Consider the following 22382-nt stretch of genomic DNA (forward strand, 5'->3'; position numbering starts at 1 on the left):
GTAAGAAGCTTCCAACAAAATGATTTCAATCAATAATATTTAGTAGTGTTTTTTCTTCTAAAAATACGCTTTCAATTGCACAGAACCTGAATGAATGGTTTTACTGGTTTCTGTTTTTCTTCCAAAATAACTTAAATTCAAATCTAAAAATTTAGTTAGTTTTCTTTGAGCCAATAAGCTCCATGTAAAGTTCTTTCCAGGCTGTAGCCCTTCCAATATTTGATAAGCCACAGGGGTGTTTGAATTGCCTTCAAAAGCATTTGAAATGAAGTTGAACTCGCCATTTATGGCGCTTTTTTGACTGGTTCCAAAAGAGAAAGACGTCCCGTATTTCTGTTGTTTTAGAGTTTCGCCGTCGCCAATGGTATTAGACTTATTTGTGTGCTGATAAAAAATATCGAAACTTGAATTCGTATTAAATAAATAGGATAATTTGGGGTTTAAAACTGATTCATCTAAATTGTAATTTTTACTTGAGTAATTTTCACTTTTACTTTCGTTCGTGTTGAAAGCAGAAAGCATATTGATGAGCCAATTTTCAGCAATTTTATGATTAAAATTTAACTGATGGCTGCTTAAGTTGTTTTCAATAAAGCCAATAGAAAGTATATTTCTAGTTGAGTTTTCTAGGTAGGTATAGGAGGTTGTGTAATGCTGTTTTCCGCGGTTAAAAAAGAAAACGTTTCTAAAGTTAAGTTGTAACCCAAGCAGGTCGTCTTCACTATCTTCAAACGGATTTAAGTTAAAACCACTATTGCTTCTTTCATGTTTTCGGTCTATAAGATAACTGGTCTGGTTATAGAAATGAGAGAAGAATTTTTTAGTTTTATGCTTTGAAACTGCCCAAGTAGAAGGATTAATGGTTAATGACTGACTCAGTCTATTTTGATGGGTTTTTACAAAAACCTGATTTGGTAAAAGCACTCGAATATATTTACCTTGATCTTGAAATTGCGCCAATTCAAATTCTTCAAGCTCTTGAATGCCGTTGTTATTATAGTCTATCCAAGTGTACGATCCTTGCCCAGGCTCAACTTCCACGTAAGTGAAATCTTGAAGTGGTAAAGTGCCCGAATTGGTTTCGAAAATCGTGTTCCAGTGTACCATTTGTTTGAAAAGTTTTTGGCTGTATTGCAGCCTAGAATTTAAAGAATGTTCATCATCCAAAGTATCGTCTTCATTTTTTAAAGTTCTATAATTGGCGTATAATGACAAGTTGGTGTTTTTATTTTGAACAATTCTAGAATCTAGATATACCGTATTGGAAGTGTTTACTTTTTCAAGTATGTTGTTTCGAACACTATCGTTTACTCGGTGTATGTAACCCACTTCGGCAAAAACCTTTGTACTGTCTCCTACGCCAACAAAAGCTTCGTAAGATTGGAATTTCTGACTTAAAGCGGTTAGGGTTTGTGTGGTATTGTTTTTTTGTTCGTTGTTTTCAAAAGCTAATTTTGTGCCTACCCAAGTTTTATTCATACTATAAGTGATGCGGTTATAAGATCTTGAAAACGTGGAGTTATTTACTGTAGCATTCGAGTTTAGAAAACTAGAGTAGGAGATGATATTGAATTTATTCAGCTGTAAATTAATGTTAGCCAAATGCCGATTACCATTAAAACCGTCAGAGAAATTCAAGTGTTCAAATTTATAATCAATAAGACCTTTTTCTTGATGAAACAGTTGCACGCCAGTATTCAGTAAATTTTGATTTCCTAAATTGTAACCTATACCATATAAATCGGTTTGGTCGAGGTTCCAATCGCGGCTAAATTCTGGGTTGTAAAGCCCTTCGATATTACGATAATTGGCACTGATATAATCATTGTCAATAAGCAGGTTTAGATTCCAGTTGTTATCATTTTTAATGAGGGCTTGTTGTAAGGTTACTTTTCCAGCAAAACCATCATTTTGGTCGTCATCGATTACTGAAAATAAATTCTCGTCGTTTTTACTTCCAGAGCCTTCAAAGCTAATGGTCGTTTTTTCAGAAGGACTGTAACTTCCGTTTATCACAGCAAGTTGTGTTTTTTTAGGTGCCACAAGTTGAATTATGGGCGCATAAGCTCCAAGACCATCGCCCACGTACTCATAAATATTATTTATGGCATTGATGCTGCTTAAAGCATAAGCGCCTAGATTTGCGCCAACAAAGGTAAAAGTGACGTTGTATAATTCGTCATTTTCATCGTTTGAAAACACAAACTGCTCCACACCGTTTAAGACTTCTTTTTTATATAAAATCCTGTTTTGATTGTATTCTGCTCGTGATTCTGAAGGAGATACCATTTGGGTTTTATCGTTTCCGGCTTGTGCTAAAATTTCAACTTGATCTTCAGATAAATTTTGTTGAAGCGGTTGGTTTTTAGCATCATTTTCAGAATAAATTGAAACACCAAGTTTTAGTTTTTTGCTTTCATAGCGTCCGCCGCCATAGGCTACAAAACGGGTATAATTACGTTCACTAAACTGGTAGTCGATAGTAATACGCATTTCGGAAGTGATAGGAAATGTAGGGTTGAAAATAATTTCTCCAGCGTTATAATCGATAATATAATCTTCATTTTCACCACGTTTTACGGCCACGCCATTCACGTAAACTGTTTCACTTCCTGAAACGATAAGTACAAACAATTCACCGTTTGGTCCTTGAAGCTTGTATGGCCCTTGATTACCTTCTTGAGCTGTAAATTGGCTGCGCGTAAATTGCCCGCGAACAATAGCTCCAGCGGCAAAAAGGTTGGTTTCTTTTTTTTCCGGACCTAAATTCACATTAAAATTTAAACCCTGCACACGTTTAGAGAATTTAGCAAAATAGGAATCGTTGTTCACTAGGTCGATATCACCAGCGCGAATGTTCCAGCGGTCGCTAAATAATTCAATAAAAACTTGGTCAAATTCATCTAGTCGCTGGGAATATCCGCTTTCTTGCAAAGGGATATTGGCATCCTGAATGGAAGCACGTAAGGAAACCTTATCATTTAGTTTTCCTGTAATTTGAAGATCTAATTCGCTGTTTAATACAGAGTTTTGATTGTTTCCCACAGTTACTCCTCGAGAAATACTTCCCGATGTGGTTAAACCATCAAACGGAACAAAGCTTTTAGTCGAATTTGATTGTTGGAGTTTATGCAAATTTTGAGTCTGACTATTGTGTTTCACAATAATATTTTCATCAAGTTCCTTGTAGGTTTTGGTTAGGAAGTTCGGAAATTTCAAATAATTGATAATAATCGTATCTGTATCAATAGGTTGTTTGAAGGTTAAAATAGCTTTCGAAAAATCTACAGTATATAATGTAGAGTCAATAAGAGTGTTGTCTTTTTTCTGAACTGAAAAAGCACTAGAATTAATACTTACATTTTCAATAATAATAGTGTCTTTTACGGCAACTTTTTTCGATCTGTAGTTGGAGGGATTGTTCTGTGAGAATCCACAAAAACCAATGAAAAACAAAAGTATACAAGTAAAAAATTTCATTAGATACTTAAACTGAAAATCCCTTAAATTATTTTGCAAGTGTAACCTGTTAAAACTGCTGTAAAATAATAGGGTAAAAGTAACGTATTATTTATTTTAGCTGAAATTAACGCGTTTTAAACGTGAAGTTCCAAAACTTAGGCTAAAAGCTTTCTAAATTAAATTCATAAATGAAAATTATATCGTACAATGTCAATGGTGTTAGAGCCGCTTTAAACAAAGGTTTTATCGAATGGTTAACAAGTGCAAATCCAGATGTTATTTGTCTTCAAGAAATTAAAGCCTTACAAGAACAGTTAGATTTAACACTTTTTGAAGAAGCAGGGTACAATTATCACTATTGGTTTAGTGCTCAGAAAAAAGGATATAGTGGTGTGGCTATTTTGTGTAAAACAAAGCCTAATCATATAGAATACGGTACGGGTATTGAGTCGATGGATTTCGAAGGTAGAAATTTACGTGTCGATTTTGATGATGTTTCTGTTATGAGTTTATACTTGCCTTCAGGAACAAATGATGCGCGATTAGACCATAAATTGGAATATATGGACATGTTCCAAAACTATATAAACAACCTTAAATTGGAACATCCTAACTTAGTTATTTGTGGTGATTATAATATCTGTCATGAAGAAATTGATATCCATAACCCTAAAATGAAAGGTGTTTCTGGATTTTTACCAGTAGAACGTGATTGGATTGGGCGTTTTATTGATAGCGGTTTTATAGATTCTTTCCGATTTGTAAATCCTGAATTACAACAATATAGCTGGTGGAGCTACCGTGCCAACGCTAGAGCAAACAATAAAGGATGGCGATTAGATTACGCGATGGTTTCGCAACCATTACAAGAAAAAATAAAAAGAGCCGTTATACTTACCGAGGCGGTACATAGTGATCACTGCCCGATTTTGTTAGAGCTTGAAGATTAAATATATACTTATTATTAAAACTAAACAACATGATTAAAAAAAGTGTTTTTACCATTTTTACGATGGCCGTTTTGGCATCTTGTGTATCTCCTAAAATATATAAGGACTTAGAAGCTAAATATGCTGAGTTAAAAAAGGAGAATCGTGATTTAACTGAAGACTATGAGTCTTTATTGAAATCGAAAGCTCAGGCAGAGAACGATTTTAAACAAACTAAGAAAGCTTATGACGAAGCTATTGCTGAGCGTAATAAATTACAAGCTGATTATGAAGCTACTCAAGCCAATCTTGAAGCTTTAAAATCATCATACAGTGCTTTGGAAAAAAACAGTTCGCGTGCCATTGCTTCAAATTCAGAGAAAAACAGAGAGTTATTAGCACAACTTGAAGCTAAAGAACAAGCATTATCTGCCGAGATTACCCGTTTAGAACGCCTTAAAAAAGAGTTAGAGGATCGTTCTAATCGTGTTGCTGAATTGGAAAGCGTAATTGCCTCTAAGGATGCGGCCATGACATCTCTAAAAGATGCGATTTCTAGTGCTTTAACAGATTTTGAAGGCAAAGGCTTAACCGTAGAACAAAAGGATGGTAAAGTATATGTTTCTATGGAGAACAAGTTGTTATTTAATTCTGGAAGCTGGGCTGTAGGATCAGATGGACGTAGAGCCGTAGAACAATTAGGAACGGTACTGGGGCAAAACCCAGACATCGCTGTTTTAATTGAAGGTCATACTGATAATGTACCATATAAAGGTAACGGGCCTCTAACGAGTAATTGGGATTTATCAACCAAACGTGCAACATCAATCGTGAATATTTTAAGAGAAAATAAAGCGATAAACCCAGAAAATCTAACGGCTGCTGGTCGTGGCGAGTTTGCGCCAATTGCTTCAAACGATTCACCACAAGGGAGAGCAACAAACCGCCGTATTGAAGTCATTTTAACACCGAAATTAGACGAATTAACAAAGCTTTTACACGAGAATTAAAGTCAATTGGGCTTTTCATTGCAATTGCTAACACAAAGTATTAAACATAAAAAACCTTTCAGTTTTATTCTACTGAAAGGTTTTTTTATTATATGGTATAGCTGTCTAACCAAAATTTGGCGGCCTCACGTGTTGAAAAAACATTGAATTTGAAATCTTTGTTATTGGCTTGAATTTGAAATAAAGTACTCATAGCTGCAGTAGATGCATTATTAATTATAATAGCCATGACTACCAAATCACAGTTTTCTAAAGATGCTGATTTAGCCCGATCAAAAGTACTTAAATCTGGAATTGAAAATTTAAATACAGTTTCGGTTGCTGTAATTATTCCTTTAAGTTTTTTAGGGTACGATTTATTTTTTTTAAAGCTTGAAATAAAATGACACACGTCGGAAGCATGAATTTCACCTGTGAAGGTAATTTCTAGAATTTGTAATTCATTATTAAATTTGGTTTTAATCATGGTTTTTAGAATTTGAGGCCTATGAGAAAAATTATTTCAGTTATAGATTTTATTAAAAAAGGCCACTCAAAGATTGAGTAGCCTTTTTGGAGTCTAAAAAATAATTATGCTTTTTATCTGGTACAATCAGCAGTCCAAGTTTTACCATCTTCATTGTAAAAAATATTTAAAGAACTTTCATCAATTCTAATGTAGCTTGTTTCGCTACCTCCAATATTGATGTTGGTTTCTTCATCTTCTTCAAATTCAATACCGTTTATACTCGGTATGTCACTATTTGAGAAATCGAAATTATAGGTGTCTCCAACTTTGGTAACAAAAACACTGCCGTCTTCTGAAGCAATTGTAGTGTTATCATCGTTATAACCAATTTGACCTTCGTAGGTTCCTGCAAACAAATCGTTGTCAGCTGGATTGTCATCACTACTACATGAAGTGAATACTAAAGTTACAATTGCAATTAAACTAATGGTTCTTAATAGGTTTTTCATTTTTAAATAGTTTTGTTAAACGTCTTTGTTGCAACTACGAACCATGGAAGTCACAAAGATTATACGTTAACACGACTTTAAGGTTTTTAACATAAGTTTTTAAGTTTAACTGTTTATTGGGCTATTATGGCACAAAATCTTACTTTTCCGATATAAATAGTATAAAGCATTGTAAATGCTTTTTGTATTTTAGATTCATGTGCCATGCTTTAAGATGAAGTATTAAGTAGTACATTATTATAATAAGAGATTCATGAAGAAAAATAGATTAGGAAACCGCTCCTTGGCCATCGCTGTTATTTGTATGGTTGCGGGGTTGGTTTTAAAATACTTTAAAATATATGAAGGCAATACACTTGAAATTCTACTTGCCGGATTTGAAGCCGCTGTAGTTGGTGGTGTTGCCGATTGGTTTGCGGTACGGGCCCTTTTTCAAGAAATTCCTATTCCGGTGGTGAAAAAACACACTAATATTATTGTTAAAAGCCGCGAAAAGTTATCGGCTGGGATTGTTGATTTGGTGAATAACGAGTGGTTGTCTAAAGATATGATACGCGATAAAATATCGGTGGTTTCGTTGGCTAAACCTATTGTAGATTATTTAATGGAAGACGATAATCAAGAAACCATAAGAAAAACATTAAAGCCAGAGTTGGAGGCTTTAGTTTTAAAGTTAGATCATGATGATGTTGTACACACCTTAGAAGGCATTATTAAACCTGCTATTAAGGGAAATAACTTAGCCGTACCACTTGGGAACTTGTTGAAGCAAACGGTTGAGAATAAAGATCATTACGGTATACTGAAAGTGTTTTTAGACGTGCTGAAGGATAAAGTAGGCTCTGAAGCGACTTTAGCCTTTTTAGTAACCGAAGTACAGGTTTTGGTTAATAAGCAAAAGGAAGGTTCGCCAATAAAAGGCTTGTTGGTTGGTGCCGGACAAGTATTAGGAGCAATAAAGCCACGACGTATTGCAGAAGGTATACAAGAGCAGTTAGTAGCTCTTATTGAAGAAGTCCAAAGAGAGCCAGAAACACATAAAATAATTATAGCCTTAGATACCCAACTTCATGATTATGGAGGGCGTTTAACTTCAGGTGATGAAAAAGCCCAGGCTGACGTGAATCAGTTTGGCGAGCAATTCTTAGAGCGCTTAGTTGATTCTGGAATCGTAAAACAGGGATTGTCTCGTCTAAAATTAATGATAAAAGAACATTTATTTGATGGTGAAAACGAATATACCGTATTAATTAGCGATAAGGTAAATGATGCATTGCAAGCATTTCATGATGATTCCTCAAAATTAGAGCAAACCGATGCTTGGTTAAAATCAACAATACTTCAACTCATCGATACGCACCATCATAAAATAGGGGAATTGGTAGGTGAGAGTTTACAGAAATTATCGAATGTAGAATTGGTGAAACAAATAGAGTCAAAAGTGGGCGAAGATCTTCAATACATTCGTTTAAACGGGGCCATTGTTGGTGGTATTGTAGGTATGATTATTATGGTTATTAAATTGTTTGTTTTACGTTTGCATTAAAAAAAAACTAATTCTCATTAAACATAAATTTATTCGTTGATTTATATTTTCCAGGAGTAACCGTATACTTCGCCTTAAAGGCCCTATTGAAATGTGATAAACTTTTAAATCCTACTTTTACAGCGACTTCGGCAACTTGAAATTTATCCGTTATTAATAGCTCGGCCGCTTTTCTTAGTCTATAGATTTTAATTACTTCGTAAGGTGTTTTGTTTGTTAGAGCTTTAGTTTTTTCAAATAATTGAGATCGGCTTACGCATAATTCCTTGGCTAAACTGTTTATATCAAACTCTTGGTCGTCAATGTTTTTATCTATTAAATCAAATAGTTTTCTAACAAATAGTTTGTCATTATCATTACCTCGGTGTTTTTCAATGCTATGTGGGAAATCTATTTGGAACCGTTCCCTCAATTGTTTACGTGTTTTAAGTAGTGATATGGATTGAGTTACCAAATGTTTTACATGGAAAGGTTTGTTTATATAAGCATCTGCGCCTATCCCAATGCCTTCTAGTTTACCTTGTAAAGATGATACCGCTGTTAATAGAATAACTGGGATATGGCTTGTTTTTATATCTGTTTTAACAGATTTACACAGTTCGATGCCGTTAATTAAAGGCATCATAACATCTGATATAATTAAATTTGGCCATTCCTTATCTAAAGCTAACAAACATTCTTGACCATTAGAAAATAATTCTACGGCAAAGTATTGTGATAAAACATTTTCTAAAAAATGGCGCATGTCATCATTATCTTCCACAACAAATACCTTTTCATTTTTTACTTCATCATCTATTGAAAAATTATTGAAATCAAATTCTTCATTGAACAAAACAGGGTGTTGATATTTTTGAGATTTTTCTTCTTTGATGATTTCGGTTAATATATCGGTTCTCTTTTTGTATTCATTAAGGTTGCCTATCGGAATTTTAAAAATAAACTCAGTACCATTACCTTTTTCATTATTTACTAGTAACTCCCCTTGATGTAAGTCTATTAATTTTTTAACATAGGCTAAGCCTATTCCAGAACCGACTTGTTGTAATGCGCTATTCTGATTTGATTGGTAAAAACGCTCGAAAACAAAGGGCAGATCTTCCTTGCTAATGCCTATGCCAGAATCTTTAATGGAACAGCTTAAAGTGCCGTCATGTTCCATGCATTCAATTTTTATGGTGTCGTTCTGTCTAGTAAATTTAAATGCATTATTGATGAGGTTATTTAATATTTTTTGTAGCATATTTTTATCTGCTATAACAAATATATCTTCATGAGGCGTGATTAATTCTAATGTTTTGTTCGAGTTTTTTGCTAAGTATTGGAAATCAATTGTAAGTTTCTTTAAAAAGCGGGTAAAATTAAATTTCGACTCTTTTATTTGTAATAAGTTCTTTTCTGCTTTTCTAAAATCATGAGATTCCTCTACTAATTGCAATATTTTTTTTGATTGTCGCTTGACTAGATTTAGGTAATCTCTAATGGTTTGGTCATGTTTAAAACGGTCTAAAAACATTTCTAGAGGCCCAATAATTAGTGTTAATGGGGTTCTAAATTCATGTGAAATATTGGTGAAAAAGCGTAGTTTTTCTTCGCTTATGGCCATTTCTTGACGTTTTTCAAGTTGTTCTATTTCTAATTTGTGTTGTAGTTTAAAAGAGCGTAGGTATAGTTGAATAATAAGAATGAGGATAGCTAAACCCAAAACAATATATAAAGTATAGGCTAGGTGGGTTCTAAGAATGTGTGGGGTAATTATAATATTAAGTTTTTTAGTTTCTCCCCAAATATTATCTCTGTTAGAGGCAGCAACTTCTAAGGTGTATTCGCCCGGAGGTAGCCCATTAAAGTGTAGCATGTTTTTCTCTGAAGGCGTTATGATCCAATCTTTGTTAATTGGGACTAGTCTGTGTCTTATAAGATGTGCTTTAGGACTTTTAAAATGTAAAGATGTTGCTTCTATTGAAAAAACGTTTTGATCGTAGTTAAGATTTAAATGGTTCATTAAGGCTAGTTTCTTTTCTAGAATCACTCTGTCGTCAATGCTGTCGCCTGGTTTTATCACCTTATTGAATAAGGTAAAATCCCCGAGTTCTAGTTTAGGTAAGTTATTCACCTTTTTAATGTCCTGTGGTTTGAAATAAACGAACCCTTCTCTACCTCCGAATAACATAGTGCCATCATTTAGTTTAGTTGAGGCAAATTCAAAATTAAGAAAGGGTAACCCATCATCTTTTTGATACTTTCTAAATTCTTTCGTTTTGGTAATAAATTTATTAATACCTGCATTTGTAGATAACCATAAATTATTCTCTACATCACACTCTATACGTTTTACACCATTATTGATTAAGCCATCCCGTTCTGAATAGGTTATAAATTTTGGAGAAGAAAAAGCTTGTGTTACTTTAGTGATTCCACCTTGATCGGTAGCTACCCACAATTGATTTAAGTGATCTCTTAAAATACAAGAAACATAATTACTTGAAATGGAAGTGTCATTAGTTTTACTTTGATAATTAGAAACTTTAATCGAAGAAAATTTTTTGTCGTTTGCAATTTGAAGCCTATAAAGACCATTGGTTTCAGAGCCTAGCCATACATAGTTGCCAGTTGGATCTGGATAAATATAGCGAATGTAGGGAAAGCCTAGAGGGTAGTTGGTTTCCTTGTTGAGGTTGTTTATTTCAAATGTTTCAGAGTTTTTAGTTGGTGATAGTCGGTACACGCTTCTTTTATCTGCAACCCAGATATAGCCTTTTTGATCTTCAGTTATTAATCGAATTTGTGCATTATTAAAATTAGAATATTTTGAAGAGGTAATTAATTTAAATTCGGTTTCATTATGTTTTTTTAAAAACAACCCCATTTGAGTGCCTCTTGGAGAAAACCAAATATTATTTTGGGAGTCTTTATAAATAATTCCTGTAAACTCGGTGCCTTGAGGAGGCCTCTTAAAGGGTAAAGGCAAGAATGTTTTTGTGTTTAAATCGAATAAAGAAATCTTTCCAAAATAAGTTGATATTAAAACGCTATGGCCGTTAAAAGGCGTTAAGCTTACTACATTATTGGTTTCAATACCATGTGTAAGACCTTCACTTTTATTGTAACTTTTAAAGCCTGAATTGGCGATTTCAAACTCGTAAAGCCCTTTGTTAAACGTTGTAATCCAGCAACGCCCTTTTATGTTTGTAGAAATAGAGCTTACGTATATTTCATTTGTTTTTAGAGCACATAATTTTAATTGATTTGTAGGCTTATTGGGATTAAAATTTTTAATTTTTACCACTCCAGAAACTGCGCCTAGCCATAGTGTTCCTTCATTATCTATAGAGATATATTTGTAACGTTTGTCTTTAAATAGTGTGAATTGATAGGTAGGGTTAGGCAATAATTCTATATAGGCTATACCATGTGATTTAAGTACAAATAAGCGCTTGTTATTGTCCTTGTATATGCCAAAACAAGGACCGATGTTATCTTTAAAAACTTGTTTATACTTTTTTGTTTTACAATTGAATATCAATAAACCTTTTGATGTTGAAATGGCTAATTTTTCATCATTTATAAGAATCATATCATTAAAAATGAACGACTCATTGGTTTGTAAATTAGGTGTATATGTACCAATCAAACTGTAATTAGAATCAAAATGGAGTAATGCCGAATTTTCAACTAGGCAAATAACTTCGCCACTGTTTAAAGTAATAATTTTTGTTACACGTTTTAGTTTTTGTTTGTTTGTTGTTGCACCATAAACAGTAGATATTTGATCTGTTTTTAGGTCTAAAATATTGACGCCGTACTCGGTTCCAATCCATAATTTGCCTTTGATGTCTTCATTAATTGAAAGTACGCGGTTACTTAAAAGAAGTTGATTTTCTAAGTTGTTTCGATACTCTTTAAAGGTGTAGCCATCATATTTATTAAGGCCATCATAAGTGCCAAGCCAGATATATCCATAACTATCCTCAAAAATTGTGGTGACACCATTATGAGATAAGTTATCTGCAGTTGAGAATTGCTTTAAGGGTGAAAAATAACACGCTTGACAAGCAGACCAATTATAAAATAATACCAGTAAAAAGAATATGAATAGGTCTTTTTTTGTGGAGGTTAACATGATTTAGGAATTCAATATTTTTCAAAGAAATATTAAAAATTAGTTATTAAAACGGTTAAAATATTAAGTTATTATCAATAATCAAAACATTGATGCTAATAGGGTAAAATAGTTTAGGTGGATGTATAGTAGGCTTTTTTAGTTATATAGATTATTGGAAGTGTTTTGTGTTTTATTGAGTTGAAATCTATAAAATATACGGTTAAATGTTTCAAATATATTTAGTTAAAACGCTGTAAGTCAGTATTGTAAATTCACAGGCATTTTTTATATACGCATAGGCAAATGAATAAGTTCTGTTTCATATAATTTTAGCAGACTCTTACCAAGTAATTTATTTAACCCGAGTTAAAGAATACGCTTTAACTCAAAAACTAAACACTAAACTTAATATGAAAACAATTAATTTTTTTACGCTTGTACTTTTGCTTTTTATAAGTGCGAGTTACGCACAGCAACCAGTTGGATTAAACGGAAATTGGGATTTACAGCCTGATTTTTCAGATGAATTTAATAATGGGTTGAATACCAATAAATGGGATCATAATCCAAACGATTGGGGGCCATGGTCTTGGGAGCCTAGGCATACCGTCGTTAACAACGGTAATTTGAAATTAACTCTAGACTGGGATAAGCATACTAGAGGGAATAATGAGCTGTATTTTACTTCAGGAATTATTAGAAGTAAAAAGGATATTAAATATGGGTATTTTGAAGTCAAGATGAAAGGTGCTTCTCGCCACCCTGGTGTTTGTCCAGCATTTTGGACTTACAGTATAGCTCAAGATGTTAAAGTGATTAACGGAAAGCGCGTGAAGTATAACGAAATTGATTTTCCAGAAATCCAGCAACGCCAGCGAAATGTAAATCTCATAGATTGGAATATTATTCGTGCCGATGATGCTAGACCTCAAAAAAGAACTTCTGTTAGAAAAACCACAGGAGGTGGGCTCGGACCATCCTTCGACCCTAGAAACGCTTACCATGTTTATGGGTGCTTGTGGGAAGAGGATAAAATTGAATTCTATATTGATGGTGTTAAAGTAGCTACAGGAGATCCTACGGAGTCTGTTTATCAAAAACATTTTCAACGTTTGGTAATTTCCTTAGGGTTACGTGAGCCTTATTATGAATATGTAAATGGTACAAGAGTTGCTACAGAAACAAATACGAAGCCATCAGGTTTTCCAACTACCATGCACGTCGATTATGTGAGAACGTGGAAACGTGGTAGCGGAAATACAGGAGGTGGTGGAGGAAGCTCTACTGGTTGTGCTTCAGCGTGGAAGGCAAATGCCACTTATTCTGTTGGTGAAGAAGTGTCATATCAAGGAAAAAAATGGAATTGGAAGTCGCAAACTCCAGGAAATTGTACGCCTGGGGCATGTGGTAGATGGCGTGATTTAGGTACTTGTGATTCCAGTTCAGGAGGTGGTGCTGGATCTACATCTTGTGCACCTGTATGGAGTGCCAATGGAACATATTCATTAGGTGACGAAATACTATATCAGGGAAAAAAATGGAATTGGAAATCAAGAACTCCTGGAAACTGTACACCTGTGTCATGTGGTAGATGGCGCGATTTAGGAACTTGTAGTGCGACAAATAAGGGGGAAGCTACTAAAGCTAGTGATGTTTCTAACTATGTTGGAAACGGTGTTTTAGAGTCTGAAATGTCTGAAGAAATGAAAGGTTTTGGGCCTTCTGGAGTGATTACTATAGATTATAATAGGGCTAGTAAGTCTATAAGTATTGTTTCTGATGGTTTGGCTACTGTAAATGTTTATAGTTTACAAGGAGCTATCATATTAAAGCAGTCGTTTCAAGATGATACACAATTGGATATTAGTCATTTAGCCCAAGGGTTGTATGTTATACAAGTGGCCAATGACGTAAATTCTATTTCAAAAAAGGTGGCTATTAAATAGTAAAACTTAAAACTTGTTTAAGTTTTGAATCTCAGGTTAATATTTTAATCTGAGATTTTTTTTGCCTTTTTTTTATGATTGAATTCAAAATTACAAACCCCGCAATAGCGATTGCAGCGGCATCCTTTTTTGTGCTATACTATAAGTTTGTTTGAGGATGAAAATTTGAAGTGAAGTTAAAAAGTGGGTTGTGTGCTGAAACAGGAAAAGACAAAAAAGATATAGCGGAAAGCGTGGTGCTTTGCAATTGCCCAAAAGCTATGGTTTGGTATAGAGATAATATAAAGGTTTGCCGTTCCTAGGAATCGACGAATCTCATGAATAATTAAAAGATTCTTCAGGCGTACCTCTTTCTGGCTGACAAACAAAAAACCCCTAGCTAAATGAATAGTAAGGGGTTTTTAGGTTATTTAATTTGATTACCGTCTTTATCGAAAAAGTGGTATTCTAGATATGTGTAAGCATCTCTTGGTAATATTTTTACCCATTTTTTGTGTTCTAAAAACCATTTAGAACGCACAGATGGAAGACCTTTTGTTAAGAAGGCTGCTATAAAAGGATGTGTGTTTAGGGTCACCTTTTTGTAGTCTTTTTTGAATAGTTTTTCAAGATCGAAGTTTATCTTTTGTACGATTCCAATTGGGGCTTCTACTTCGGCTCCGTTGGAAATGCCATCTGGATTTTCTTCACGTGTTTTAATGTTCATTTCTGGACGCACACGTTGTCTTGTTATTTGTATCAATCCAAATTTACTTGGAGGTAATATTTTGTGTTTGGCTCTATCGTCTTTCATTTCATCGCGAAGATGATTAAAAAGCTTCTGCCTGTTTTCGGCACTGGTCATGTCTATAAAATCGACTACAATGATACCACCCATATCACGTAAACGTAATTGTCGGGCCATTTCTGTAGCTGCGATTAGATTAACTTCTAGTGCGGTGTCCTCTTGATTGTTGGCTTTGTTAGAACGGTTTCCGCTATTTACATCTATAACATGTAGGGCTTCGGTATGTTCAATTACCAAATAGGCGCCTTTTGCCATAGAAACGGTTTTGCCAAAGGAGGTTTTAATTTGTCTCTCGATTCCGTGTTTTTCGAAAATCGGAACGTTTGACTGATACAATTTCACTATTGATTCTTTTTTTGGTGCAATTTCTTGCACATAATCTTTAATTTGATAAAAAAGCGTTTCATCATCAACATGAATACTTGTAAAGGTATCGTTGAATATGTCTCGTAGAATAGAAGAGGCTTTATTCATTTCTCCTAATACTTTACTTGGATGATGTGCTTTGTGTAGCTTTTTACACATTGCCGTCCAGCGACTAAGCAAATTCTGTAAATCTTTATCTAGTTCTGCTACTTTTTTGCCTTGTGCTACAGTACGAACAATAACGCCAAAACCTGGAGGAGTAATACTCTTTACCAAGCGTTTAAGGCGGTCCTTTTCTTCGCGATCTTCTATTTTTTGTGAAATAGAAATTCGATTAGAAAAAGGTACTAAAACAATATATCGACCGGCAATAGAAAGCTCTGAGCTTATTCTAGGGCCTTTGGTTGATATAGGTTCTTTTACGATTTGAACTAATAGCGACTGATTAGATTTTAAGGCGTCGACAATTTTGCCGTCTTTCTCAATATCTTTCTCAAATGGGAAATTTTTTAAAGAAAAATCTTTTAGTTTACCTGTGCTTACACGTTTTGTGAATTTTAAAAGTGAAGGGAGTTTTGGACCTAAATCATGATAATGCAAAAACGCATCTTTTTCATAACCTACATTTACAAATGCAGCATTTAGTCCTGGAACGGCTTTTCGTATTTTGGCTATAAACACATCGCCAACAGAGAAGTCGTTACTATCTTCATCCTTTTGTAATTCAATAAGTTTTCCATCTTTTAATAAGGCAAAATCAACATTGTCGGAACTAGATCGAATGATCAATTCTTTATCCATGGTGTTAATTTTTATCCATACAACAAAGTTGAAAGTTGTTTGATAAAGGTTGAAAAGTTAGAAACTAATAACCAAAAACAAACAACTAACAACTATATAGTATAGATGGATTATACATTATTTTTATCTGGTGAATAAACACCAGACCACAGGATTTTTTAAATCCGTGGAGTTTTATAAAGCTATTAAAAGCCTTAAAAACTCATTTCAAAGAACTCGTTGTTGTTAAAATCAAAAAAAGTAGTTAATCTAACTACTTTTTTGATTTATTTTTTCTTCTTGTGACGGTTAGCGCGTCTACGTTTCTTACGTTTGTGCGTCGCTACCTTATGTCTCTTACGTTTTTTACCACTTGGCATAAATAGTGTCTTTTTAAATTAATAATTCGTTTTAATTGCTGAATCGCATTCAGCATATGCAATCTTATTTAACGTCTACATTCGTTTTAACGCCTTCAACAAAAACTTTTGCAGGCTTGAATGCAGGGATATTATGAGCAGGTATTTTAATAGTTGTATTTTTTGAGATATTTCTACCAGTTTTCTCCGCTCTTGTTTTAATAATGAAGCTTCCAAAACCTCTTAAGTAAACATTATCACCAGCTTCTAAAGAAGTTTTTACTTCTTCCATAAATGTTTCAACAGTTGCTTGAACATCACCTTTTTCAATTCCTAATTTCTCAGAAATTTTTGCTACTAAATCAGCCTTCGTCATTTTTAATATTTTATTATGGGTTACTATAAATTCTAAAAGGGATGCAAATATAAGGATTAAATATTCAATATTTCAAACCTAATTCACTTAAATTTAATATTATAAACGTTTATTTTTACGCGCTCTATTTAAATAATGTATGATATTTTCAAAAAAGCTAATTAATTGGTATTCAGTAAATAAACGTCAGTTGCCATGGCGAGAAACCAAGAATCCCTATCATATTTGGTTGTCTGAAATTATTTTACAGCAAACACAAGTGAATCAGGGGTTACCATTTTATGATGCTTTTATTACTAATTTTCCGTCAGTTTTCGATTTGGCCGCTGCAGAAGAGAGCGAGGTTTTAAAATTATGGCAAGGTTTGGGGTATTATTCTCGAGCGCGAAATTTACATGCTTCAGCAAAATATGTTGTCAATGAATTGGATGGCGTTTTTCCAAATACATATAAGGACTTATTAAAATTAAAAGGTGTTGGTGATTATACGGCCAGTGCTATAGCTTCTTTTTGCTTTAATGAAGTCACGCCGGTGGTTGATGGCAATGTGTATCGCTTGTTGTCGCGTTATTATGGTATAGATACGGCCATTAATTCAACAAAAGGGGCAAAGGAATTTAAAGCTTTGGCTCATGAGCTTATAGATAATAAGAAACCTTCCGAATATAATCAGGCCATTATGGAGTTTGGTGCCATACAATGCAAGCCTAAAAATCCCGACTGTTTGGTTTGTCCGTTTCAGGAGTCTTGCGTCGCTTTCAACAACAATAGAATAGGTGAGTTGCCAGTGAAAATCAAATCCGCGAAAGCGAAAAAGAAATATTTTAATTTTTTAGTTTTTATTGATGAAATTGGTAACACCGTATTAGAGAAACGAGAGGGTAAAGGTATCTGGCAAAACTTGTATCAATTCCCTTTAGTTGAAACTAAAAGTAATTTGGATGCTGATGCTTTTGAGGCCAAGTTACAATTGCATGACTATGTAAATGAACAAGATTATAAATGGAGTCAATATAATAAGGAGCCTATTGTACATAAATTATCGCATCAACATTTATATACCACATTTTGGATTGTAAATATTAAGGCATTAAAAACAGATGTTATTCCTGTGGAATGCGTTCGAGATTATGCTGTGCCTATATTGATAGGTAATTTTATTGAAAGCTTCAATTTTTAGCGTTTTTTGAAACCTATTATATGTATGGTGGTTGGCATAGAATTTCTTATTTTCGAGGCTTAAGGTTTAAGTCGTCACATTTTTTTCTTAATTTTAAAATCATGTGAAGCATTTAAACTAATTTTGCTTTTCTAATTTTAAAACAAATTATGTCAGGAACGTTAAATAAAGTGATGCTTATTGGGCATTTAGGTGATGAAGTAAAAATGCACTATTTTGAAGGTGGTAATTGCATTGGGCGATTTCCTTTGGCTACAAACGAAACCTATACCAATAGACAAACTAACGAGCGCGTAACAAATACCGAATGGCATAATATAGTTGTTAGAAATAAGGGGGCTGAAATTTGTGAAAAGTATTTAAGTAAAGGTGATAAAGTTTATGTTGAAGGTCGTTTAAAAACCAGAAAATGGATGGACGATAAGGGATTAGAGCGTTATTCTACCGAAATTCATTGTAATGATTTTACTTTTTTAACCACAAAAAAAGAAAGTGGTTCTAATACGAATACCAATACTAATCAAGCAACATCTCAAAACACTGAAACTTCTGCGAAACCTGAGCCTGTGCAAAAGCCTAGCGAAGAAGGTGCTGAAGATGATCTTCCATTTTAATATGAAAACAATGATTTTTCAAGATTTAAGTTTAACTAAACCAATAGCCATTGGATCCTGATCCTGCCAGTTTAATGTCCTTATTTATAGTCAAAGACCTTCCTGTAGTGCTTGGCTTTATTTTATTGTTTGTCCTTTTGGTGTGCTCTGCACTCATTTCTGGCGCTGAAGTAGCGCTCTTTTCTTTAAATAGGGGTGATATAGAAGTGGGCGGTGAGCAGAAATCAAGGCGCATTCAAATTATTGAAAAACTTTTAGAACGTCCTAAGAAATTATTGGCCACGATTTTAGTTGCTAATAACTTTATAAATATTGCCGTGGTTATTTTATTCGCTTTTTTAGGGGATATTATGTTTGGCCATTTGGCAAATCCGCAGCTTAAATTTCTTATTGAAGTTGTTGTTGTTACTTTTTTAATTTTATTATTTGGTGAAATATTGCCAAAAATTTATGCGAGCAGAAACAATTTAAAGTTTGCCGTTTTTATGGCTTACCCGTTGAAAGTGTTGGATTTTTTATTGTCTCCGATAAGTTTACCTATGCGTAGTGTGACCTTGGGAATACATAGTAAACTTGGGAAACAAAAATCGAATATTAGTGTTGATCAGTTGTCACAAGCATTAGAGCTTACCAGTGAAGAAGATACAACCAAAGAGGAGCATAAAATTTTAAAAGGTATTGTGTCCTTCGGAAACACCGATACGAAACAAGTTATGCGTCCGCGTATAGATATTTTTGCTTTAAATATTGATCAGAAATATGCCGATATCATGCCGGAAATTGTGGCAAACGGTTATTCTCGAATTCCTGTATTTCGTGATAGTGTCGATACGATTGAAGGGATTTTATATGTGAAAGATCTATTGCCATACATTGATAGAAAGCAATTTGATTGGACGAGCTTATTACGTGATCCGTTTTTTGTTCCAGAGAACAAGAAGTTGGATGATTTAATGACCGAATTTCAAGAGAAAAAAGTGCATTTAGCTGTTGTGGTTGATGAATATGGCGGAACTTCAGGACTAATTTCATTAGAAGATATTATTGAAGAAATTGTAGGCGATATTAGTGATGAGTTTGATGATGAAGATTTAACCTATTCAAAACTAGACGACCATAATTATGTTTTTGAAGGTAAAACGGCATTAAAAGACTTTTATAAAATTATCAAGATTGAAGATGAAACCGTTTTTGAATCTAAAAAAGGTGAAGCCGAAACCATTGCAGGTTTTGTTTTAGAAATTTCAGGGAGTTTCCCAAAGCTAAACAGTAAAATAAATTTTGAAAATTACGTTTTTACTATTGAAGCTTTGGATAAAAAACGTATCAAGCTTGTAAAATTTACAATTAAAGAATGACAAAAATATATTTCCTTTTAATACTTGTGGTTTGCTTTTGTTCATGTAAAGAAGATTTGCTGCCAAAACCTAAAGCTTTTTTAAGGTTAGAGTACCCTGAAGCGAAGTATGAAGATTCAAAATTCGATTTACCTTTTACTTTTGAAATCAACACGCTTGCAACTAAAGTAAAATCTCAAAAAGTACAAGGAACAACTGAAAGTTATGGTGTGAATATTGAATATCCTTCGCTAAAAGGAACCTTGTTTTTAACCTATAAATCTATTGATAACGACGAAAAGAATCTCAACGATTTTTTAAGAGACGCTCAAAATTTCACTCAAAAGCACACGGTAAAAGCAGATGAAATTCCAGTAACACCTTACGAGAATTATAAGCGTAAAGTTTATGGCGCTTTCGCGGAAGTTAAAGGCGATGTGGCATCTCCTGCTCAGTTTTATGTGACTGATAGCGTGAATCACTTCTTAACCGGTTCCCTTTATTTCTACGCTAAACCAAATTACGATTCGATCTTACCAGCAGCAAATTACCTTCAAAAGGATATTAGACATATTATGGAAACGGTGGAGTGGAAGTAGTGTTTTTTAAAGTGAAAAGTTAATAATGAAAAATTAAAAATCGGCTTCGTTTTATGTTCCGACTGCTTGCTTTAAATTGAGTATTTGGCTTTTCTTTGAGGGAATCAAGATTCAAGATACAAGAATCAAGACGGTATAAAATTACTTGTTTTGTAAAAGTGCTGAGCCCAATAATCAATAGTAATTATTCAATAGCTACTGTTACTTACTTAGTTTCAATATTCTAAATGCACCTTGAGTGACTAATGCAAAAACGATGGTTCCTATAACTAAATCAGGTGTGCTTGAGTTTAACCAGTTTACCAAAAGACCCGCGACGATGACGCCTAAATTGATAATTACGTCGTTTGAAGTGAAAATCATACTGGCTTTCATGTGGGCTTCTTCTTTGCTTTTTGATTTCTGTAAAATGTAAAGACAAATAGCGTTTGCGATAAGGGCAAAAATTGAAACGATAATCATGGTTGAAAAATTGGGTAGTTTGTCATTTCCAAAAAATCGCCTTAAAACTTCCATAAAGCCAATAACTGCAAGTGTAATTTGAAAATAACCAGCCAGTTTTGCAGTCTGTTTTTTCTTAATCATAGTGCCACCAACCGCAAACAAGCTAATGCCGTAAACAAAACTATCTGCAAGCATGTCTAAACTGTCAGCAACCAATCCCATTGATTTTGAAATGATTCCTGTCGTCATTTCAATAATAAAAAAGGCAAAATTAATGGCAAGTATCGCCCAGAGTAGTTTTTTCTGGTTGGCATTTTCTTTAAAGTCTGTTTCGTCAGTTTGCTCAGATGCGATTTTCTTTCCGCCTAAATTTAGTTCAGCTATGACCTTTTCTATTTCTGAGGTATTTCCACTGTGAAAAACAGCCAATTTTCGGTTGGGAATATCAAAATCGAGGTTTTTGATTTCTTGAATGCCATCCAATTTCATTCGGATTAAGTTTTCTTCCGAAGGGCAATCCATTTTAGAAATTTCATATGTTGTTTTCTTCATAGCGGTTATTGTTAGGCTCCCGCATTATTGAAAATATCTTGTAATTCTTTTTCTATTGGGAATGATTTTAAAGGAGGTACGTTCGCTCCACCTGGGTTACCAACTGGAATTTTTCCAACAAAGGATTTAACACCTCCAAAAAACAGTCTTGGAATTTGCCCAATAACTTCTTTACTGCTTTTGATTTTAAACCCAAACTGCAGCATTTTCCAATGTACTAAAGTATGTGTGTAAGGATATTTTTGTCCTATTATGTGAGCACGTTCTAAATGATGCCAAGCTTTGCTTAAATTTCCAGATATGGTTTCATCACTGTATTTCACTAATTCCTTATGGAAATGTGATTTTAAGGTTTTAGGTATTGAAGTGTACACTTTCATAATATCGTTTTATTGATATTACAAATGTAAATACCTTAGGGTGCAACTCGATTGCAAAGTTTACTTGTTACAATGGCCACATAGACCTTTTGCAACCATGTTGGCTTGCTGTAGTTTGAAGTTTTCGGGAAGTTGAATTTTAGGAATAGGAACATCGAAAAGACAGAATGTTTTATCACAGCTTGTGCAATAAAAGTGATAGTGTAAATCTTCGGGAGCGCAATTACAACCTTCGGCACAAACCGCATATTTGGTCATGCCAGAGCCATCTTCGATACTATGAATAACTTTGTTTTCTTCAAAAGTTTTCAAGGTTCGGAAGATAGAACTTCTGTCGGTGTAAATTAATGCGTTTTCAATGTCTTTTAGAGATTGTGCTTTTTCCTGCTTTAAGAGGTGGGTTAAAACAACCGTTCTTATAGCGGTACTTTTAACCTTTTTTATTTTCAGGATGTCATCAACGGTTTGCACTTTCCTAAAATAAGAGTTTAGTTATGAAATTAAGCGTGAAACGTGAAACGATGGCTTTGTTTTAGGTTTTGGCTGCTTGTTTAAATTTAGTATTGGGTTTTTCATTGAAGGATTTGAGATTCAGGAGTCAAGAATCAAGACTGTAGCAAACTACTTTGTTTTGAAAAGTACTGAGCCCAATA

Annotated in this window: 17 protein-coding genes; 8 read left to right on the forward strand and 9 right to left on the reverse strand. The window is 33.9% G+C overall.

Annotated elements, in window-relative coordinates; translation table 11 throughout:
* Positions 1-57 precede the first annotated feature (57 nt).
* Entirely contained in the window at positions 58-3480 is a 3423-nt protein-coding gene (locus Q4566_RS10150; RefSeq protein ID WP_303420773.1) for a hypothetical protein, read from the reverse strand.
* Between the two features lie 170 nt (positions 3481-3650).
* Here Q4566_RS10150 and Q4566_RS10155 point away from each other — a divergent pair, with 170 nt between their 5' ends.
* Positions 3651-4412 (forward strand): exodeoxyribonuclease III, encoded by a 762-nt coding sequence (locus tag Q4566_RS10155; RefSeq protein WP_303420774.1) that lies wholly within the window; start codon positions 3651-3653, stop codon positions 4410-4412.
* Between the two features lie 29 nt (positions 4413-4441).
* Positions 4442-5401, forward strand: a complete 960-nt coding sequence (locus tag Q4566_RS10160) for an OmpA family protein (RefSeq protein WP_303420776.1) — start codon at positions 4442-4444, stop codon at positions 5399-5401.
* Positions 5402-5489: 88 nt separating this feature from the next.
* On the opposite strand, the gene Q4566_RS10165 is transcribed toward Q4566_RS10160, so the two are convergent.
* Both Q4566_RS10165 and Q4566_RS10170 read right to left on the reverse strand, forming a co-directional pair.
* Complete coding sequence (locus Q4566_RS10165; RefSeq protein WP_303420778.1) at positions 5490-5867, reverse strand: hypothetical protein; 378 nt, start codon at positions 5865-5867, stop codon at positions 5490-5492.
* A 113-nt stretch (positions 5868-5980) separates the two neighbouring features.
* Positions 5981-6358 (reverse strand): hypothetical protein, encoded by a 378-nt coding sequence (locus Q4566_RS10170; protein WP_303420781.1) that lies wholly within the window; start codon positions 6356-6358, stop codon positions 5981-5983.
* Positions 6359-6611: 253 nt separating this feature from the next.
* Between Q4566_RS10170 and Q4566_RS10175 the strand changes: the two genes are divergently transcribed.
* Positions 6612-7904 carry a DUF445 domain-containing protein gene (locus Q4566_RS10175; protein ID WP_303420783.1) on the forward strand — a complete coding sequence of 431 codons (1293 nt, stop codon included), beginning with the start codon at positions 6612-6614 and terminating at the stop codon, positions 7902-7904.
* 7 nt (positions 7905-7911) lie between these two features.
* On the opposite strand, the gene Q4566_RS10180 is transcribed toward Q4566_RS10175, so the two are convergent.
* A complete protein-coding gene (locus tag Q4566_RS10180; protein ID WP_303420785.1) occupies positions 7912-12027 on the reverse strand; it encodes a two-component regulator propeller domain-containing protein in 4116 nt (1371 codons plus the stop codon).
* A gap of 392 nt (positions 12028-12419) precedes the next feature.
* Here Q4566_RS10180 and Q4566_RS10185 point away from each other — a divergent pair, with 392 nt between their 5' ends.
* The gene (locus Q4566_RS10185) at positions 12420-13955 is read left to right on the forward strand and encodes a family 16 glycosylhydrolase (protein ID WP_303420787.1); all 1536 of its coding nucleotides are present in this window, start codon (positions 12420-12422) and stop codon (positions 13953-13955) included.
* Positions 13956-14361: 406 nt separating this feature from the next.
* Here Q4566_RS10185 and Q4566_RS10190 read toward each other — a convergent pair whose 3' ends face one another.
* The gene (locus Q4566_RS10190) at positions 14362-15909 is read right to left on the reverse strand and encodes a ribonuclease E/G (protein ID WP_303420789.1); all 1548 of its coding nucleotides are present in this window, start codon (positions 15907-15909) and stop codon (positions 14362-14364) included.
* Between the two features lie 423 nt (positions 15910-16332).
* Positions 16333-16623, reverse strand: a complete 291-nt coding sequence (locus Q4566_RS10195; protein WP_013869848.1) for an HU family DNA-binding protein — start codon at positions 16621-16623, stop codon at positions 16333-16335.
* A 139-nt stretch (positions 16624-16762) separates the two neighbouring features.
* Between Q4566_RS10195 and mutY the strand changes: the two genes are divergently transcribed.
* The 4 genes from mutY to gldD all read left to right on the forward strand — a co-directional run bounded on the left by mutY (position 16763) and on the right by gldD (position 20353).
* A complete protein-coding gene (gene mutY, locus Q4566_RS10200; protein WP_303420798.1) occupies positions 16763-17803 on the forward strand; it encodes an A/G-specific adenine glycosylase in 1041 nt (346 codons plus the stop codon).
* Positions 17804-17952: 149 nt separating this feature from the next.
* A complete protein-coding gene (locus Q4566_RS10205) occupies positions 17953-18417 on the forward strand; it encodes a single-stranded DNA-binding protein (protein ID WP_303420800.1) in 465 nt (154 codons plus the stop codon).
* A 50-nt stretch (positions 18418-18467) separates the two neighbouring features.
* Positions 18468-19775 carry a gliding motility-associated protein GldE gene (locus Q4566_RS10210; RefSeq protein ID WP_303420802.1) on the forward strand — a complete coding sequence of 436 codons (1308 nt, stop codon included), beginning with the start codon at positions 18468-18470 and terminating at the stop codon, positions 19773-19775.
* The gene (gene gldD / locus Q4566_RS10215; protein WP_303420804.1) at positions 19772-20353 is read left to right on the forward strand and encodes a gliding motility lipoprotein GldD; all 582 of its coding nucleotides are present in this window, start codon (positions 19772-19774) and stop codon (positions 20351-20353) included. Before Q4566_RS10210 ends, gldD begins: the two co-directional genes overlap by 4 nt.
* A 201-nt stretch (positions 20354-20554) precedes the next feature.
* Here the strand turns inward: gldD and Q4566_RS10220 are convergent, their stop codons facing one another.
* From Q4566_RS10220 to Q4566_RS10230, 3 genes are read right to left on the reverse strand one after another with little or no spacing between them, the layout of a single operon-like run.
* Positions 20555-21349: a cation transporter gene (locus tag Q4566_RS10220; RefSeq protein ID WP_303420806.1), complete on the reverse strand. Its 795-nt coding sequence runs from the start codon at positions 21347-21349 to the stop codon at positions 20555-20557.
* 11 nt (positions 21350-21360) lie between these two features.
* Positions 21361-21729 (reverse strand): DUF3703 domain-containing protein, encoded by a 369-nt coding sequence (locus tag Q4566_RS10225; protein WP_303420808.1) that lies wholly within the window; start codon positions 21727-21729, stop codon positions 21361-21363.
* A gap of 60 nt (positions 21730-21789) precedes the next feature.
* Entirely contained in the window at positions 21790-22200 is a 411-nt protein-coding gene (locus tag Q4566_RS10230) for a Fur family transcriptional regulator (RefSeq protein WP_303420810.1), read from the reverse strand.
* Between the last annotated feature and the right edge of the window lie 182 nt (positions 22201-22382).

Origin of the sequence: Tamlana sp. 2_MG-2023, from assembly GCF_030548465.1 — a bacterium.
Taxonomy (GTDB): Bacteria; Bacteroidota; Bacteroidia; order Flavobacteriales; family Flavobacteriaceae; genus Pseudotamlana.

Bases quoted from the DNA above. Each gene is read 5' to 3' on its own strand.
- Q4566_RS10150 (WP_303420773.1), bottom strand. From the start codon at position 3,480: ATGAAATTTTTTACTTGTATACTTTTGTTTTTCATTGGTTTTTGTGGA.
- Q4566_RS10155 (WP_303420774.1), top strand. From the start codon at position 3,651: ATGAAAATTATATCGTACAATGTCAATGGTGTTAGAGCCGCTTTAAAC.
- Q4566_RS10160 (WP_303420776.1), top strand. From the start codon at position 4,442: ATGATTAAAAAAAGTGTTTTTACCATTTTTACGATGGCCGTTTTGGCA.
- Q4566_RS10165 (WP_303420778.1), bottom strand. From the start codon at position 5,867: ATGATTAAAACCAAATTTAATAATGAATTACAAATTCTAGAAATTACC.
- Q4566_RS10170 (WP_303420781.1), bottom strand. From the start codon at position 6,358: ATGAAAAACCTATTAAGAACCATTAGTTTAATTGCAATTGTAACTTTA.
- Q4566_RS10175 (WP_303420783.1), top strand. From the start codon at position 6,612: ATGAAGAAAAATAGATTAGGAAACCGCTCCTTGGCCATCGCTGTTATT.
- Q4566_RS10180 (WP_303420785.1), bottom strand. From the start codon at position 12,027: ATGTTAACCTCCACAAAAAAAGACCTATTCATATTCTTTTTACTGGTA.
- Q4566_RS10185 (WP_303420787.1), top strand. From the start codon at position 12,420: ATGAAAACAATTAATTTTTTTACGCTTGTACTTTTGCTTTTTATAAGT.
- Q4566_RS10190 (WP_303420789.1), bottom strand. From the start codon at position 15,909: ATGGATAAAGAATTGATCATTCGATCTAGTTCCGACAATGTTGATTTT.
- Q4566_RS10195 (WP_013869848.1), bottom strand. From the start codon at position 16,623: ATGACGAAGGCTGATTTAGTAGCAAAAATTTCTGAGAAATTAGGAATT.
- mutY (WP_303420798.1), top strand. From the start codon at position 16,763: ATGATATTTTCAAAAAAGCTAATTAATTGGTATTCAGTAAATAAACGT.
- Q4566_RS10205 (WP_303420800.1), top strand. From the start codon at position 17,953: ATGTCAGGAACGTTAAATAAAGTGATGCTTATTGGGCATTTAGGTGAT.
- gldD (WP_303420804.1), top strand. From the start codon at position 19,772: ATGACAAAAATATATTTCCTTTTAATACTTGTGGTTTGCTTTTGTTCA.
- Q4566_RS10220 (WP_303420806.1), bottom strand. From the start codon at position 21,349: ATGAAGAAAACAACATATGAAATTTCTAAAATGGATTGCCCTTCGGAA.
- Q4566_RS10225 (WP_303420808.1), bottom strand. From the start codon at position 21,729: ATGAAAGTGTACACTTCAATACCTAAAACCTTAAAATCACATTTCCAT.